Below are 15452 nucleotides of genomic sequence, written 5' to 3' on the forward strand. Positions count from 1 at the left end.
TGCTTGTATCAGGAGGGGTACAAGCCCCTCCTGATAAACTGCGGAGCAGTTATTCTGTTATGAGCAAGTAGCGAAAGCGGATTGCGAATATCCGATTGACAAGTAAATAAGTAGTATTTTCGATTATCATTGCATATGCCTCCTTAATTATTGCAAGAATAGAATAACGTGATAAGAAGACCATTTTCCGGATTTTATCCTCCTATATCCGGAAGATGGTCTTTTTTATGTGATTCTATTCTTTAACCGAATCAAGCAAGTCCCCTGCGGAGGTTGCGAAGAGCAATAAACAGTGGGCGGGGACTTGACAAATGATGAAAATACGATATAATACAAAAATGCAAACAAGTTGCAAATACAAACAGATTGCAAATACGAACAAGTTGCAAATATCACAACATTAATCAGATAGGAGAAGATAGAAGATACGAGGCAGATAATTTGAATGTATCTGCGAAATTTCTATAGAAATAATTTTGTGTGATATCAGGAGGGTATATGTCAGAGATTATATTAGATTCAGCAATAGACAGTATTAAACTGCTTCCATTCCTGTTTCTTACTTATTTATTTATGGAATGGCTGGAACATAAGACAGGTTCAGCGGCACGCAACAGAATCCGCACAGCAGGGAAGCTTGGACCGGTATGGGGAGGGCTTCTGGGTGTAATTCCACAGTGTGGCTTCTCGGCTGCGGCATCCAGTCTTTTTTCAGGTCGTGTGATTACTGTGGGAACACTGATCGCAGTGTATCTGTCTACTTCAGATGAGATGCTTCCAATCATGATTTCTAATGCTGTGCCGGCTGTTACGATTGTGAAAATACTGGCCTGCAAGGCGGCAATTGGAATCTTTTCCGGTCTGGTTGTGGAATATGTTTATACGCATATTTTGAAGAAGCAGGAAAAGGATATGGATATTCATGAGATCTGCGAGGAGGAGCGCTGTCATTGTGAGCATGGACTGCTTTCCTCAGCGGCATCCCACACATTGAAAGTTTTTGTATATATTTTCTTGATTTCTCTGGCTTTAAATATTATCATTGGACTGGCAGGAGAAGAAACACTGGCAGGATTTTTTGCAGGGACACCGATCGTGGGTGAGATGATGGCGGCTCTTGTAGGTCTGATTCCGAACTGTGCTTCTTCTGTAGTGATTACTCAGTTATACCTGGATCACATTATCGGAGCGGGTGCGATGATGGCGGGACTTCTGGTGAATGCAGGAGTCGGACTTCTGAATCCTGTTCCGTTTAAATCACGACAGAGCTCAGAACCTGAAAATTATCGGAACTCTTTACGGACTGGGTGTATTCTGGGGAATTATTATTGAATTTGCAGGAATCGTATTTTAGGAGGAATTATGGCGGGAAGCAGTTATGCGACGGCAAGCCGCAGGAAAATACTTGAATATCTGAAGAACAGCAATGATCATACGGTGACAGCAGCGGATGTGGACGAATATCTGAAACAGCATGACAGCGAGGTAAATATCACAACGATTTACCGTTACCTGGATAAACTTGCGAAGGATGGCACAGTGATTAAATACGTGGCTGAGAAAGGATGTCAGGCGGCCTATCAGTATGTAGAGCCGGGACGTGGATGCGAACAGCACCTGCATCTGAAATGTGTGAAATGTGGAAAGATTATTCATCTGGAATGTCATTTTATGGAAGAGATTTCTCATCATATCGAAGAAAGTCATGGATTTACATTGCAGTGTAAGAATTCTATTCTGTACGGAATATGTAAAGAATGTAAACCTGGCGATCACGAAAACGCCGAGTAGGTAAAGCGTATGCTATTATTCAATATATTAAAAGTTTGTTTTTAACCGAATCAAGTAAGTCACCTGCTTCAATTGAGAAGAGTGATAGTTACTGTTCGCACGCTACTATCCCGCGAGGTGTTTTGGCATGAATATGCCAAAATCCCGAGACATACAAGCCAAAATTCCATTGCCGCAGGCAATCTGGAATGAATTTTGGCTACGTTACTGAGAACGGAGTGAACAGTAACGAGTGATAAGCAGTGAGTATTTTGGACAAAGATTGAAGGTTGACTGTTTTTATCAGATGATGTAAACTTGTGAAATGAGCATTTTCAAGATATTATCAAGCCCGGAGGCCGAAGATGTGTCCTCCGGGTTATCTGCGTTTTGTATATGAAATTTCAGGATATATGCAAAAAGATGATAAAAGGTCTGGCGTAAAACTATGACAGGAGGAGAGCAATATGAGAAGTGAAAGCTTCAGAAAGGGTTTAAAAGACGGTCTCCCCATAGGACTGGGATATTTTGCCGTATCATTTACGTTTGGTATGATGGCGGTTGCTGACGGGCTGAGTATCTGGCAGGCGGTATTGATTTCATTGACAAATGTAACATCCGCGGGGCAGTTTGCGGGACTTGACATTATGGTAATGAGTGGCTCTTATTGGGAAATGGCGCTGACACAGTTGATCATTAACCTGAGATATTGTCTGATGTCGTTTTCCCTTGCACAGAAATTCAGAAGGGATGAATCACCGGTTCATCGTTATATTGTGGCATTTGGCGTGACAGATGAAATTTTTGGAATCAGTGCAAGTCAGCCGGGAAAAGTAAGCGCCTTTTACAATTATGGAGCAATGTGTGTAGCAATTCCTGGCTGGGTACTTGGAACGCTGGCAGGTGCGATTTCAGGAAATCTTCTTCCAGACTTTATGATGAGTGCACTCAGTGTGGCCATTTATGGAATGTTCCTTGCAATCATTATTCCACCTGCGAAGCAGAATAAAGCAGTGCTGGCAGTTGTTGTGGCTGCGATGGTGATGAGCACACTGTTTAAAGTGATTCCGCTGTTATCAAAGGTTTCCTCGGGATTTGTAATTATTATCACAACGTTGATCGTGGCAGGCGCGGCGGCATATTTCTGTCCGATCGAGGGAGAGAAAGAGGAGGAAAAGGCTCATGAATCATAACATTTATATTTATATTCTGGTAATGGCGGCAGTTACATATCTGATCCGTATGCTTCCTCTGGCACTTTCGAGAAAAGAAATTACCAGTCCGTTTATTAAGTCATTTCTGTATTACGTGCCTTATGCGTGTCTGGCAGCGATGACTTTCCCGGCAATTCTTTTTGCAACAGATAGTGTGATTTCTGCGGCAGCTGGATTTATTGTGGCGCTGATTGCGGCATATAAAGAGAGAAGCCTCCTTACGGTTGCGTTATTCGCATGCGCGGCGGTCTTTATTGTGGAAAGAGTTCTGGAATTTTCGATGTAGATGTGGATAATCCGAATCAACTTTAGTATGAGCTATCAGCAAAGTTGATGTTACTTATTTGATTCGGTTAAAAAACGGATATGTGTCATGTGAATGGAATATGACACATATCCGTTTTTTTGTGAAAGTCCTAAACAGTAATATGAACGTGTCATGTCTGTGTAGGACGTATGGATAAATAGAAAACCATATTATTTCAGGAAGCTTACATCAATCTCGCCATCAAAAACAGTAGTTGCAGGACCGGTCATGTAAACCAGGTTCTCCTGTCTGTTCCAGAAAATCTGCAGGTCGCCGCCGAGCAGTTTCACAGTAACAGATTTGTCTCCATCTACGTGACCATTTAAAATAGAAGCAACAGCAACTGCACATGCTCCTGTACCGCAGGCAAGTGTTTCACCTGAACCACGTTCCCATACACGCATCTTGAGTGTGTGTTCATCAATCACTTCTACAAACTCTGTATTTACACGATCCGGGAATGCTACGTGATTTTCGAAAGATGGACCGATTTTTTCGATATCAAGATGGTCGATATCCGCCATATAGACGATCGCATGAGGATTTCCCATGGAAACAGCTGTTATGTAATAAGTTTCTCCGTCTACGACAAGCGGCTCATTGATAACTTCTTCCTTCTCGGATACGACAGGAATCTGTTTTGCTGTCAGGATCGGAGAACCCATATTTACTTTTACCAGAGATACTTTACCATCTTTGACAGTGAGATCCAGATATTTGATGCCGCTCTTGGTTGCGACAGAGATATGTTTTTTGTTTACGATGCCGTAGTCATAAGCATATTTGGCAACGCAGCGGATACCGTTTCCACACATAGCGCCCTGAGAACCATCCAGATTGTACATGTCCATCTCACAGTCGGCTACATCTGACGGTTTGATCAGAATCAGTCCGTCAGAACCGATACCAAAGTGGCGGTCACTGACATATCTGGCTACCGCGGATGGATTCTCCACAGTTTCCTCAAAACAGTTTACATATACATAATCATTTCCAATTCCGTGCATTTTAGTAAATTTCATCGACAAATCCTCCTCTTATTAAAATAAAATGATAATTATTTATACACCTCTTATTTTCCAATATCTGTTACTATAAAGGAAAAATGTTATGAAAAAGTGAAAAACGCAATGTTTCTAACGAAATCATATTATACATTATATGGAAAATGGTTCTGTCATTCAAGTTTTACCTTGCATTTTATAGAAAGTATGTTAAAATAAAAAACAAAAATATACAACCGAAACGCATAATTATACGTTGCTGTATGAAGAGAGAAGGCAGCAGCAGTATCTATACTTTCGGATGCGAGGAGGAAGAAAGATGAAAGATCAGAAGAGATTTGCAACTCTTGCACTTAGTGCGATTATGGTAGTTTCTATGGCAGGAAGCGTATCCGCAGCTCAGAAAGTTGAATCAAAAGATGACCTTGCAGGAGCAACAATCGGTGTTCAGCTTGGTACAACAGGTGACCTTGATGCATCTGATTATGAGAAAGACGGTTCTACAGTAGAACGTTACAGCAAAGGAAGCGAAGCTGTTCAGGCATTAAAAGCAGGTCAGATTGACTGTGTGATCATTGATTCACAGCCAGCTCAGAAATTCGTAGAGAATAATGATGACCTTAAGATCCTGGATGAGCCATTTAGAAGAAAAGAATATGCAATCTGCTTAAAGAAGGGTAATGACGAACTTCTTGACAAGATCAACGGAGCTCTGAAAGAACTTAAAGATGATGGAACTATCGACAGCATCATGGATAATTACATTGGTGAGGATGCCGGTAAGACTCCATATGAATCACCGGAAGATGTTGACCGTTCTAACGGAACACTGGTAATGGCTACTAACGCTGAGTTCGAGCCATATGAATATCACGAAGGTGATGACATTGTTGGTATCGATGCAGACATTGCTCAGGCGGTCTGCGATAAAGCTTGGATATGAACTGAAGATTGAAGATATGGAATTCGACTCCATCCTTCCGGCAGTACAGTCCGGTAAGGCTGACTTCGGTGCAGCAGGTATGACTGTAACAGAAGACCGTAAATCCAGCGTTGATTTTACAGATACATATGCAGATGCAAGCCAGGTTATCATTGTAAAGAAATAAATATTGGAACAAAGCAACAGAGCTGTTGACGATCTGCCAACAGCTCTCTTTTCGGGACAGAGGTTTTTATGAATAATCCTATGATATTAGCAAGTATAAAAGAAGATTTTTATCTGAACTTTATTAAAGATGATCGTTATCTCTGGCTGGTAGATGGTCTGAAAACAACCCTTATTATCACAGTGTTTGCGGTAATCGTGGGTCTGATCATCGGCTTTCTGGTAGCTATCATCCGTTCCGCACATGATAAGTCAGGCTCTTTTAAGATTCTCAATGCAATCTGCAGAGTTTATCTGACTGTGATCCGCGGAACACCAACCATGATCCAGCTGCTGATTATGAACTTTGTAATTTTTGGCTCTGTAAGTATCAATAAGATTATCGTAGGCGGACTTGCCTTTGGTATCAACTCTGGTGCTTATGTAGCTGAAATTGTCCGTTCCGGTATCATGTCTATTGATCAGGGACAGACAGAGGCAGGACGGAGCCTGGGACTGAATTTCAGCCAGACGATGCGCCTGATCATTATCCCACAGGCATTTAAGAATGTACTTCCGGCACTGGTAAATGAATTTATCGTGTTGATCAAAGAGACATCTATCATCGGTTATATCGGTATGATGGACCTGACAAAGGGTGCTATGCTGATTCAGAGCCGTACCTATAATGCATTCTGGCCATTGATGGCGGCAGCAGCGATCTATCTTGTGATCGTTGGAATCCTTACATGGGGTATGAATAAACTGGAAAGGAGATTGAGAACCAGTGAGCGATAAGAATGTACTGATCCAGGTGAAAGAACTGAAAAAAGCTTTTGGCAGTAATCAGGTTCTTGACGGAATTACAACAGATATCTGTCAGGGAGAAGTAGTAGCGATCATCGGTCCTTCCGGTTCCGGTAAATCTACTTTCCTGAGATCTTTAAATCTTCTGGAGGTTCCGACAGGCGGACAGATTCTCTTTGAGGGAACAGATATCACAGATCCGAAGGTCGATATCAACAGACACCGTCAGAAAATCGGAATGGTGTTCCAGCAGTTTAATCTTTTTCCGCATAAAACGGTAAAACAGAACATTATGCTGGCGCCGGTAGAACTGAAACTGATGACAAAGGAAGAAGCGTCTAAGAAAGCGGATGAGCTTCTGACGCATGTAGGACTTCCGGACAAAGCCAATGCATATCCGGATATGCTTTCCGGTGGACAGAAGCAGCGTATTGCTATTGCCCGTTCTCTGGCTATGAACCCGGACGTAATGCTCTTTGACGAGCCGACTTCCGCACTCGACCCTGAGATGGTTGGTGAGGTTCTGGAGCTGATGAAGGAGCTTGCACAGTCCGGTATGACCATGGTTGTTGTTACTCATGAGATGGGATTTGCCAGAGAAGTAGCGACAAGAGTTATTTTCATCGACGATGGTAAGATTCAGGAGGAGAACACACCGAAAGAATTCTTCGAGAATCCGAAGAATCAGAGACTGAGAGACTTCCTTTCAAAAGTTTTATAACAGGGAATTATAATGCTGAAAAAATTTAACAGTTTTATAGAGAAATGGATGGCACTGGTAACACCGACATGCCTGTTGGTGGGCGTGTGTTTTCCTGATATTGCCAAATGCGGTCTGCCTTATGTGCCGGCCGTATTTGCATTTATAACATTTGCGGGGGCGCTGAAATCGCGTTTCCGTGACGTGGCGAATGTGTTTCGCCATCCGGGGGCGCTGCTTATCATTATGCTTTTGCTTCATGTTGTGATACCGGCAGCGGCCTGTGGCGCAGGGCATATTTTCTTTGGCGATAATATGGATCTGATCACAGGAATGGTGCTGGAATTTGCAGTTCCTACGGCAGTAGTAAGCCTGATGTGGGTGACAATTTATGAGGGAAACAGCCCGTTATCGTTGTCACTTGTGGTTCTGGATACGGTGCTGGCACCGTTTCTGATTCCGGCTACTTTGCGGATTCTGCTGGGTTCCGCAGTGACGATGGATCCGGCGAAAATGATGCGGGAGCTGGTATTTATGGTGGCACTTCCGGCTATCGCTGCGATGACTTTGAACCAGGTTACAGATGGAAAAGTGATGAAGACATGGCCGGGAAAACTGGCACCTTTTTCCAAGCTGGCATTGATGTTTGTGGTGACCTCTAATTCATCTAAAGTGGCGCCGTATATCAGGAATATGAATATGCAGAGGGTGAAAGTGGCATTGGCAATTCTGGTGCTGGCTGCATCAGGATATGCGCTTGGCTGGCTGGTGGCTCATGTGTTCAGACGTGACCGAAGTACAGCGGTTTCGATGATGTATGGAACAGGAATGAGAAATATCAGCGCAGGAGCAGTGATAGCGGCTGCATATTTTCCGGGAGAGGTGATGTTTCCAGTTATGATCGGGACGTTGTTTCAGCAGGTGCTGGCGGCATTGTTTGGAAAGCTGCTGGCACAGAAGAGTATGAGAACTGCTATAGAGTGAGTTGCATTCGTACTATGTAAAACAGGGACTGTAAGCAGAAATTGATATAAAATATCAATCAGCTTACAGTCCCTGTTTATATTATCAGCATTGGAATATGTTTTTTGCGAAAGAAGAGACAGGTATCTGCTTCTCAATTCTCAGGAGAATCAATCTGCGATTCAGTCTTCTCTGCATTTGAAGCCGCTACATATTTCTTAAGTTCTTTGTAGCAATATTTGATGATTTCTTTACGGGTAATGATACCGATAAAGTATCCCTGATCATCGACAACCGGAACATAATTCTGGTTAATGGCCTTATCAAGCAGATCCTCCATATCGGAGTCTGCGTGAACTGCTTTGTAGGTTGCCCTGCGTGGGATAGCCATGATTGAAATGCCCTCGGCTGTTTTCAGATTTGGGACATTTAAAGTTTTCATCCCCCAGAGCAGATCACCTTCAGAAATGGTTCCTTTATATTTTCCATCCAGACTCAGAAGTGGAATACAAGAGAACTTCCTGTGCTCCATTTTCTCAAGTGTCTGGCGGAGTGTTTCATCTTCGAATATATATGCTACGTCGCTTTTTGGTGTTAAGAAAAACAAAATATTCACTTGTGTATTTACCCCGCTACATTCATTGCGATATGCGCAGATATATCTGGGCATATGTGATTATCTGATATAGATATACTGACGAATCAATATCTGAAATTGTCGGTCAGCATGCTTATGTTTCGGATGATACAGCTATTTCTTACAGAAGCTGTACACCCTTGGCCTCAGCCTCTTTCATAACTTCTTCCGGCCACAGGGAAGCGTGTACTTCACCGATATGAGCTTTTCTGAGGAAGAACATGCAGATACGGGACTGGCCGATACCACCACCGATGGTGTATGGGAGTTCTTTGTTCAGGATTGCTTTCTGGAAAGGAAGCTCGCGTCTGTCGTCGCAGCCTGCGATAGTCAGCTGTTTGTCAAGGGCGTTTTCATCAACACGGATACCCATGGAAGAGAGTTCCAGTGCGATGTCAAGAACCGGATAATAAACGAGGATATCACCGTTTAATTCCCAGTCATCATAGTCCGGCGCACGTCCGTCGTGGCGTTCTCCGTTAGTTAATGTCTTACCAACCTGCATAAGGAATACAGCGCCTTTTTCTTTAACGACTTTGTATTCACGTTCCTTAGGGGTAAGATCCGGATACATGTCAACCAGTTCCTGTGTGCTGACAAATGCGATCTCTCTTGGAAGGATTTCTTCGATATAATCATACTGAACAGCCATATATTTCTCTGTTTTACGAAGAACGCTGTAGATCGCGCGTACTGTGGATACAAGTGTGTCCATGTTGCGCTCTTCTTTGCTGATGATCTTTTCCCAGTCCCACTGGTCTACATATACAGAGTGGATGTTATCCAGGTCTTCGTCTCTTCTGATGGCGATCATGTCTGTGTAAAGACCTTCACCATGAGCGAAACCATATTTCTGTAATGCGTATCTTTTCCATTTGGCAAGAGAGTGTACGATCTCGGCATTCTCTTTCTGTCCTTTGATATCAAAGCTTACCGGGCGTTCTACACCGTTTAAGTTGTCGTTCAGACCGGATGACGGATTTACGAATACCGGAGCGGAAACTCGCAGCAGATTGAGCTTCTGGGAGAGCGTCTGCTGGAAGAAATCTTTCACAGTCTTAATGGCAATCTGGGTATCGTGGAGATTTAAAGCTGACTGATACCCGTCAGGAATTTTAATCTGATCCATTATTGGAATCCTCCTACAATTCTGTATTTGTATATTCCATAGCAAAACAATAAAATATTATAGATATTCTACATTATTTTATTGTTCAGCTATTGATGAATATCCATTAACCATTTGTTACAGATTACTAAGTGAATGGCAACAATCCTGTTACGGTTCATTCAGTTCTCAGTAACACAATCTTTCACTTCGCTATTATAACAGGAAAATATCTGTTTGACAATTTCCACCTTGCAAGATTAGTGTAAAATGTTACAATAAAAATGACAGAAAATCGGATTATGAAACGGACTACGGATAATTATAGAATACAGGGGGAAGATATATGGGAAAGAGATGCCAGGTTTGTGACGGACCGGTCGTAAATGGAAGATGTAAATATTGTGGAATGCCATATAGAAATGATTTGGAACTGTATCATCTGAATGAAGATCGGTCAGAGCATTATCGCCATGCATCGGCGAAAGTAAGAAAGGCTATGGCCGAGAGCGAGATACCACTGCCGGACAGAAATAAAACGGCAAATAAGTCTTCGAAAACCAGTACGGTAAAAAAGACAGTGCCGAAGGCAAAAACAGAAAAAGTGCAGACTTCAGTAAAAAAAGCGTCGGCAGGACAGAATGTCGGCACTCGTACATATACCACGAATCGAAATCCCGTACAGAAGCGGAAAGAGAAGAAAAAGAGCAAAAAGGGAGCAACTGTATTCTGGATCATTGTTGTAATTTTACTGAGTGTTGCAGCACAGACCGAAGAGTACTGGGATAGTATTGGATATAGAATTGAGTCGTTTATCAATGATGAGTTTGGAATAAATCCCGGCAGTGTTTTTTCAGGCAGCGACAGCGATGATGGGGAAACAGAGACAAAAGACTGGGATAATAAAGTCAGTAAGGTTGCGGAATCAACCGAGAATATTCAGGGCACCGAACCGGATACTTATATTTTCGCGGGAGAAAGTTATGTGGTTGGAGAGAATTATATAAAGACACAAGAAGGCATCTATGGTTTAGAGGATATAGAGTATGAATTTTTAATTGAGCCGGGAGAATATAAGATTAAATCCGGCTGGGAAGAGGTGGCACTGGAGATTAAGTACACTACTGGAAAGAAGAAAACTGTAAAATTTGACGAAGCAGGACAGCAGGAGAGAATGGAATTACATGTAGGGGATGAGGTTACTGCGGTATCTCTGGACGGTCAAGAGAATTATCTTGCATTATATAAAATTCAGCAATATGACGAATAATTTTTTTGCTCTTCCCTTTTATCATAGTCTGTGCTATACTTGATAAACGTACCACATATAGAATAAATTGTGGACGACGAAAGAAAATAATACTATATCTTGTATATGGGAGCGAAAAGTATGATATATGTAATAAAGAAAGATGGCACAAGAGAAGAGTTTAATTCACAGAAGATCGTAGCGGCAGTAAATAAGTCGGCGGCCAGAATCTTATATACATTTTCTGACAAAGAGAAAGAATTTATCTGCCATTTTGCGGAAGAACATGCAGAAGCACTGGGCAAGAATGAGATACAGATCCAGGAGATGCATAATATTGTGGAAGGAGCACTTGAGAGAGTGAATCCGGCTGTAGCCAAGAGTTATCGTGACTACAGAAATTACAAACTTGACTTTATCCATATGATGGATGATGTATATACGAAGAGTCAGGCAATCCGTTATATCGGTGATAAGAGTAATGCAAATACAGACAGCGCACTGGTTGCTACGAAGCGAAGCCTGATTTTTAATGAACTGAATAAAGAGCTTTATCGTAAATTCTTCATGAACCGTAATGAACTTCAGGCTTGTAAAGATGGTTATATTTATATCCATGACCAGTCAGCACGTCTTGATACCATGAACTGCTGCCTGTTTGATGTGGCATCCGTATTAAGCGGCGGATTCGAGATGGGAAATGTATGGTACAACGAGCCGAAGACATTGGATACAGCGTTTGACGTTATGGGGGATATCATCCTGAGCACCGCTGCACAGCAGTATGGCGGATTTACAGTACCTGAAGTGGATAAGATTCTTGCTCCGTATGCACAGAAGAGCTATGATAAATATATTCAGGAATTTATGAAGTACTCTGATGAGAGCTGGACCGGACGTGAGGAGCGTGCGATTGAGTATGCACTTGATAAAGTCCGCAGAGACTTTGACCAGGGATGGCAGGGAATCGAGTATAAGCTGAATACAGTGGGATCTTCCAGAGGAGATTATCCGTTTGTGACAGTAACTCTTGGACTGGGAACTAAGCAGTTTGAGAAGATGGCAAGTGTATCTCTTCTTGAAGTGCACAAAGGCGGACAGGGTAAAACAGGACGTAAGAAACCGGTGCTTTTCCCGAAGATCGTATTTCTGTATGACGAGAACATTCATGGAAAAGGCAAGATCAGTGAGGATGTATTCGAGGCAGGCGTTGACTGCTCTGCCAAGACAATGTATCCGGACTGGCTTTCTATGTCCGGAAAAGGATATATTTCCAGTATGTACAAGCAGTATGGAAAGGTTATCAGCCCGATGGGATGCCGTGCTTTCTTAAGCCCATGGTATGAACGTGGCGGAATGTACCCGGCAGATGACAAGGATGTGCCTGTATTTGTAGGCAGATTTAACATTGGTGCGGTAAGTCTTCATCTTCCGATGATTCTTGCGAAAGCGAGAGCAGAGAGCAGAGATTTCTATGAGGTACTGGATTTCTATCTTGAGATGATCCGTAATCTTCATATCCGTACGTATGATTATCTTGGACAGATGCGAGCTTCTACCAACCCACTGGCATATTGCGAGGGTGGTTTTTATGGCGGACATCTGAAACCGAATGAGAAGATTGGAAAGATTCTGAAGCCGATGACAGCTTCCTTTGGCATCACAGCGTTGAATGAGCTTCAGGAGCTTTATAATGGTAAATCTATCGCTGAGGACGGACAGTTTGCACTGGATGTTCTGAAATATATCAATAAGAAGGTAAATGAGTTTAAAGAGGAAGATGGTTATCTTTATGCAATTTATGGAACACCTGCAGAGAGTTTGTGTGGTCTGCAGGTTGAGCAGTTCCGTAAGATGTACGGTATTGTCAAAGGTGTTTCTGACCGTCCGTATGTGAGCAACAGCTTCCACTGTCATGTAACCGAAGATGTAACTCCGATCGAGAAACAGGATCTGGAGGGACGTTTCTGGGAACTGTGTAATGGCGGTAAGATTCAGTATGTACGTTATCCAATCGGTTATAATCGTGAAGCAATCCGTACACTGATCCGCAGAGCGATGTCTCTGGGATATTATGAAGGAGTTAACCTTTCTCTTGCTTACTGTGACGACTGTGGACATGAGGAGCTTGAGATGGATGTGTGCCCGGTTTGCGGTTCCAAGAACCTGACTAAGATTGACCGTATGAATGGATATCTCTCTTACAGCCGTGTGCATGGTGATACACGTCTGAATGAAGCTAAGATGGCAGAGATTGCGGAACGTAAATCTATGTAAATATAAAAAATATGAAAGTAAAAACCAGGGAGTCTTGCAAATGAAATTATCTGCAAGACTCCCTGGTTTTTTATATGATAGATTTTATATTTTATTATTTAATGATAGTTCCGGTCTTTTCATAATATCCGTCTTTTGCATGAGAGATATCTGTGATAATAGTTCTTCTGCCATCACCCTTTTCAATGAAGGCAATTCCTGCTTCAAATTTAGGGAGCATGGAACCTGGTGCGAACTGGTTCTCATCCATGTATTTCTTTGCTTCATCTACGGTGATGGTGTCAAGATATTCTTCATTGTCCTGACCAAGGTTTAAGCTGACTTTTTCTACACTTGTGAGAATCAACAGGGTATCTGCGTTTAATTCCTCTGCAAGAAGTCCGCTGGAAAGATCTTTCTCGATGATCGCACTTGCACCATGAAGGTCGATTCCCTGTTCCATAACCGGGATACCGCCACCGCCAGCAGCGATTACTATCTGTCCTGCATCTACAAGAGTACGGATTGTTTCAAGTTCTATAATCTTCTGCGGCTTCGGAGCTGCTACGATTCTCTTATAAGTTCCGTCTTCAAGTTTGGTGACGAAATTTCCTTTATTCTCTTCTGCTTCTGCTTCTTCCTCGGTGAGTACACGTCCGATGATCTTCTCTGGTTCTGCGAAAGCATCATCATATGGATCAATTACAACCTGTGTAAGAATAGTTGCAACAGGTTTGTAGATACCACGTGAGATCAGCTCTGCGCGAATAGCAGTCTGAAGGTCATATCCGATATAACCCTGACTCATAGCTGAACATACGGACATAGGCGCAAATGTATAATCCGGATGTGCCTTTCCGAATTCATTCATAGCTGTGTGGATCATTCCGACCTGTGGACCGTTGCTGTGTGAGATCACAACTCGGTTTCCTGCTTCTACAAGGTCTGCAATCGCTTTGGCTGCTTTCTTTGCAGCAATTTTCTGCTCTGGCAAGGTGGTTCCTAATGCTCTGTGGCCCAGTGCAACTACTGTAATTTTCTCGCTCATGGGAAATACCTCGATTCTTTAATATTGTGAAATTTTTGTGCGTTACTGAGAATGGAGTAAACAGTAACGTGTTGTCTAAATATTCAATCACATTGATAAAATACATTATAAAAGACTGGCAGAAGAATTGCAATAGAAAAGTGCTATTGAATACAAACATACAAACAGCCCCCGCATTTCTGCGAGGGCTGTTGTTTTTTTGAGGGGGGAGATAGAGAGTGGTTTTTCATCTATCCAAGACCTATTATATGGGTAAAATATGTTCAAAGTATGTCGAATCTCTGAAAGAAACGGTAAATTTCTAAAAGAATTATAAACAAAAACGAAAAAGAAAAAGTGGTATCTTGTTTTCCGGTCAGATACATGCTAAAGTAGAGTTACATTACTGAATGTAGTGTGAGATCTGTTTCTGCATTCCGCAGAACCGATATTCTTACGTTGCTGATTTACAGTGTAAACAGTGACATTCTTACGGCTGTTTAAAGGAACAGCAATATTTCCAGGCATCAGGTCGGTGCGATGATTTCAAATGATTTCTTATTTGTGCAATTGGGAGAGGGGGAATGTGTATGTCTGTACCCATAATATGTTACTGTTTACGCTGTTTTATGTAATGCGCTTTGCAGGATTAAAGCGCGTGAACAGTAAACTATAATACCACTCAAAAGATGAAATGATGTTATAAGGAATGGATTGGCGGAAATTTTTGTGTGAATATCCGCTGGATAAGAATAAAAAATGAGACAGAATTTCAGGAGATTGAGACTATGAAAAAAAGAATATGGAATCAGTTAAAAAAAGCAGCTGTACTCGCTGCTCTGGCAGGAATAGTGGGAAATTGTGTGGCTTCGGCGTCGGAATTTAGTGCACAGGAGGAGCAGAAAGTTCTGTTAAAACAGAGTGCTCAATGGACAGATGAGAAGAATTTCCAGGCAGAAGTTTGTCTGGAATTAAGTGGGTTAAAAGAACTATACACAGAGATGTCCGAAAATGGAAATGCTATTTTGGAACAGCAAAATGCGCAGACCGGACAGAATGAACAGGCAGTTGAAACAGAACAGCCTGATGAAGAGGACTATATAAATGAAAATGCCCAGGCGGCAGAAGAAATGCAGTTGGAGGAAAATGTTCCGTCAGGTGACGAAGATGTTTATGACGAAGATACTCAGGATGAAGATATTTTTTTTGAAGAAAATAATCAGACCGGAGAAAACGGACAGGCAGAAGAACATAAACAGACGGAAGAGGAAGGTCAGGGAACAAATGACGGTCAGAATCCTGAGAGCAGTCAGCAGGTTTCGG

Annotated in this window: 13 protein-coding genes and 3 pseudogenes; 12 read left to right on the plus strand and 4 right to left on the minus strand. The window is 42.3% G+C overall.

What is annotated here, in order from left to right; translation table 11 throughout:
- Positions 1-498 precede the first annotated feature (498 nt).
- The 4 genes and pseudogenes from AC058W_RS10330 to AC058W_RS10345 all read left to right on the plus strand — a co-directional run bounded on the left by AC058W_RS10330 (position 499) and on the right by AC058W_RS10345 (position 3270).
- Positions 499-1354 (plus strand): annotated as a pseudogene (locus tag AC058W_RS10330) (putative manganese transporter).
- A gap of 8 nt (positions 1355-1362) precedes the next feature.
- Positions 1363-1791: a Fur family transcriptional regulator gene (locus tag AC058W_RS10335; protein ID WP_117674353.1), complete on the plus strand. Its 429-nt coding sequence runs from the start codon at positions 1363-1365 to the stop codon at positions 1789-1791.
- Positions 1792-2237: 446 nt separating this feature from the next.
- Positions 2238-2963 (plus strand): AzlC family ABC transporter permease, encoded by a 726-nt coding sequence (locus AC058W_RS10340; RefSeq protein WP_118516573.1) that lies wholly within the window; start codon positions 2238-2240, stop codon positions 2961-2963.
- Positions 2953-3270, plus strand: a complete 318-nt coding sequence (locus AC058W_RS10345; protein WP_117674355.1) for an AzlD domain-containing protein — start codon at positions 2953-2955, stop codon at positions 3268-3270. The genes AC058W_RS10340 and AC058W_RS10345 overlap by 11 nt, the downstream gene beginning before the upstream one ends.
- Positions 3271-3461: 191 nt before the next feature.
- On the opposite strand, the gene dapF is transcribed toward AC058W_RS10345, so the two are convergent.
- The gene (gene dapF, locus AC058W_RS10350; RefSeq protein ID WP_117674356.1) at positions 3462-4313 is read right to left on the minus strand and encodes a diaminopimelate epimerase; all 852 of its coding nucleotides are present in this window, start codon (positions 4311-4313) and stop codon (positions 3462-3464) included.
- 358 nt (positions 4314-4671) lie between these two features.
- Here dapF and AC058W_RS10355 point away from each other — a divergent pair.
- From AC058W_RS10355 to AC058W_RS10375, 5 genes and pseudogenes are all read left to right on the plus strand, one after another.
- A pseudogene (locus tag AC058W_RS10355) lies at positions 4672-5007 on the plus strand (type 2 periplasmic-binding domain-containing protein); the annotation flags it as partial.
- Positions 5008-5115: 108 nt separating this feature from the next.
- Positions 5116-5401: pseudogene (locus AC058W_RS10360) on the plus strand (transporter substrate-binding domain-containing protein); the annotation flags it as partial.
- A gap of 71 nt (positions 5402-5472) precedes the next feature.
- Positions 5473-6180, plus strand: a complete 708-nt coding sequence (locus AC058W_RS10365; RefSeq protein WP_178761092.1) for an amino acid ABC transporter permease — start codon at positions 5473-5475, stop codon at positions 6178-6180.
- Complete coding sequence (locus AC058W_RS10370; RefSeq protein ID WP_479390056.1) at positions 6170-6910, plus strand: amino acid ABC transporter ATP-binding protein; 741 nt, start codon at positions 6170-6172, stop codon at positions 6908-6910. Before AC058W_RS10365 ends, AC058W_RS10370 begins: the two co-directional genes overlap by 11 nt.
- Before the next feature lie 12 nt (positions 6911-6922).
- Entirely contained in the window at positions 6923-7873 is a 951-nt protein-coding gene (locus AC058W_RS10375; RefSeq protein WP_117674359.1) for a bile acid:sodium symporter family protein, read from the plus strand.
- A 133-nt stretch (positions 7874-8006) separates the two neighbouring features.
- Here AC058W_RS10375 and AC058W_RS10380 read toward each other — a convergent pair whose 3' ends face one another.
- Positions 8007-8468 (minus strand): CBS domain-containing protein, encoded by a 462-nt coding sequence (locus tag AC058W_RS10380; RefSeq protein ID WP_117674477.1) that lies wholly within the window; start codon positions 8466-8468, stop codon positions 8007-8009.
- A 142-nt stretch (positions 8469-8610) separates the two neighbouring features.
- The gene (asnA, locus tag AC058W_RS10385) at positions 8611-9618 is read right to left on the minus strand and encodes an aspartate--ammonia ligase (protein WP_117674360.1); all 1008 of its coding nucleotides are present in this window, start codon (positions 9616-9618) and stop codon (positions 8611-8613) included.
- 325 nt (positions 9619-9943) lie between these two features.
- Between asnA and AC058W_RS10390 the strand changes: the two genes are divergently transcribed.
- Together AC058W_RS10390 and nrdD are read left to right on the plus strand one after the other, a co-directional pair.
- Complete coding sequence (locus tag AC058W_RS10390; protein WP_117674361.1) at positions 9944-10867, plus strand: hypothetical protein; 924 nt, start codon at positions 9944-9946, stop codon at positions 10865-10867.
- Between the two features lie 120 nt (positions 10868-10987).
- Complete coding sequence (nrdD, locus tag AC058W_RS10395) at positions 10988-13123, plus strand: anaerobic ribonucleoside-triphosphate reductase (protein WP_117674362.1); 2136 nt, start codon at positions 10988-10990, stop codon at positions 13121-13123.
- A 94-nt stretch (positions 13124-13217) separates the two neighbouring features.
- On the opposite strand, the gene arcC is transcribed toward nrdD, so the two are convergent.
- Positions 13218-14150, minus strand: coding sequence for a carbamate kinase (gene arcC / locus AC058W_RS10400; protein WP_117674363.1), 933 nt, complete (start codon positions 14148-14150; stop codon positions 13218-13220).
- A gap of 767 nt (positions 14151-14917) precedes the next feature.
- On the opposite strand from arcC, the gene AC058W_RS10405 reads away from it, so the two are divergent.
- Positions 14918-15452: hypothetical protein (locus AC058W_RS10405; protein ID WP_479390057.1), on the plus strand; the 535-nt coding region annotated here is incomplete at its 3' end.

The organism is Blautia sp. CGZ-1-C1, assembly GCF_056504575.1.

What these genes read in the sequence shown, in the direction of transcription:
- nrdD (WP_117674362.1), top strand. Translation starts at nt 10,988, where the DNA reads ATGATATATGTAATAAAGAAAGATGGCACAAGAGAAGAGTTTAATTCA.
- asnA (WP_117674360.1), bottom strand. Translation starts at nt 9,618, where the DNA reads ATGGATCAGATTAAAATTCCTGACGGGTATCAGTCAGCTTTAAATCTC.
- arcC (WP_117674363.1), bottom strand. Translation starts at nt 14,150, where the DNA reads ATGAGCGAGAAAATTACAGTAGTTGCACTGGGCCACAGAGCATTAGGA.
- AC058W_RS10375 (WP_117674359.1), top strand. Translation starts at nt 6,923, where the DNA reads ATGCTGAAAAAATTTAACAGTTTTATAGAGAAATGGATGGCACTGGTA.
- AC058W_RS10340 (WP_118516573.1), top strand. Translation starts at nt 2,238, where the DNA reads ATGAGAAGTGAAAGCTTCAGAAAGGGTTTAAAAGACGGTCTCCCCATA.
- dapF (WP_117674356.1), bottom strand. Translation starts at nt 4,313, where the DNA reads ATGAAATTTACTAAAATGCACGGAATTGGAAATGATTATGTATATGTA.
- AC058W_RS10365 (WP_178761092.1), top strand. Translation starts at nt 5,473, where the DNA reads ATGAATAATCCTATGATATTAGCAAGTATAAAAGAAGATTTTTATCTG.
- AC058W_RS10345 (WP_117674355.1), top strand. Translation starts at nt 2,953, where the DNA reads ATGAATCATAACATTTATATTTATATTCTGGTAATGGCGGCAGTTACA.
- AC058W_RS10335 (WP_117674353.1), top strand. Translation starts at nt 1,363, where the DNA reads ATGGCGGGAAGCAGTTATGCGACGGCAAGCCGCAGGAAAATACTTGAA.
- AC058W_RS10390 (WP_117674361.1), top strand. Translation starts at nt 9,944, where the DNA reads ATGGGAAAGAGATGCCAGGTTTGTGACGGACCGGTCGTAAATGGAAGA.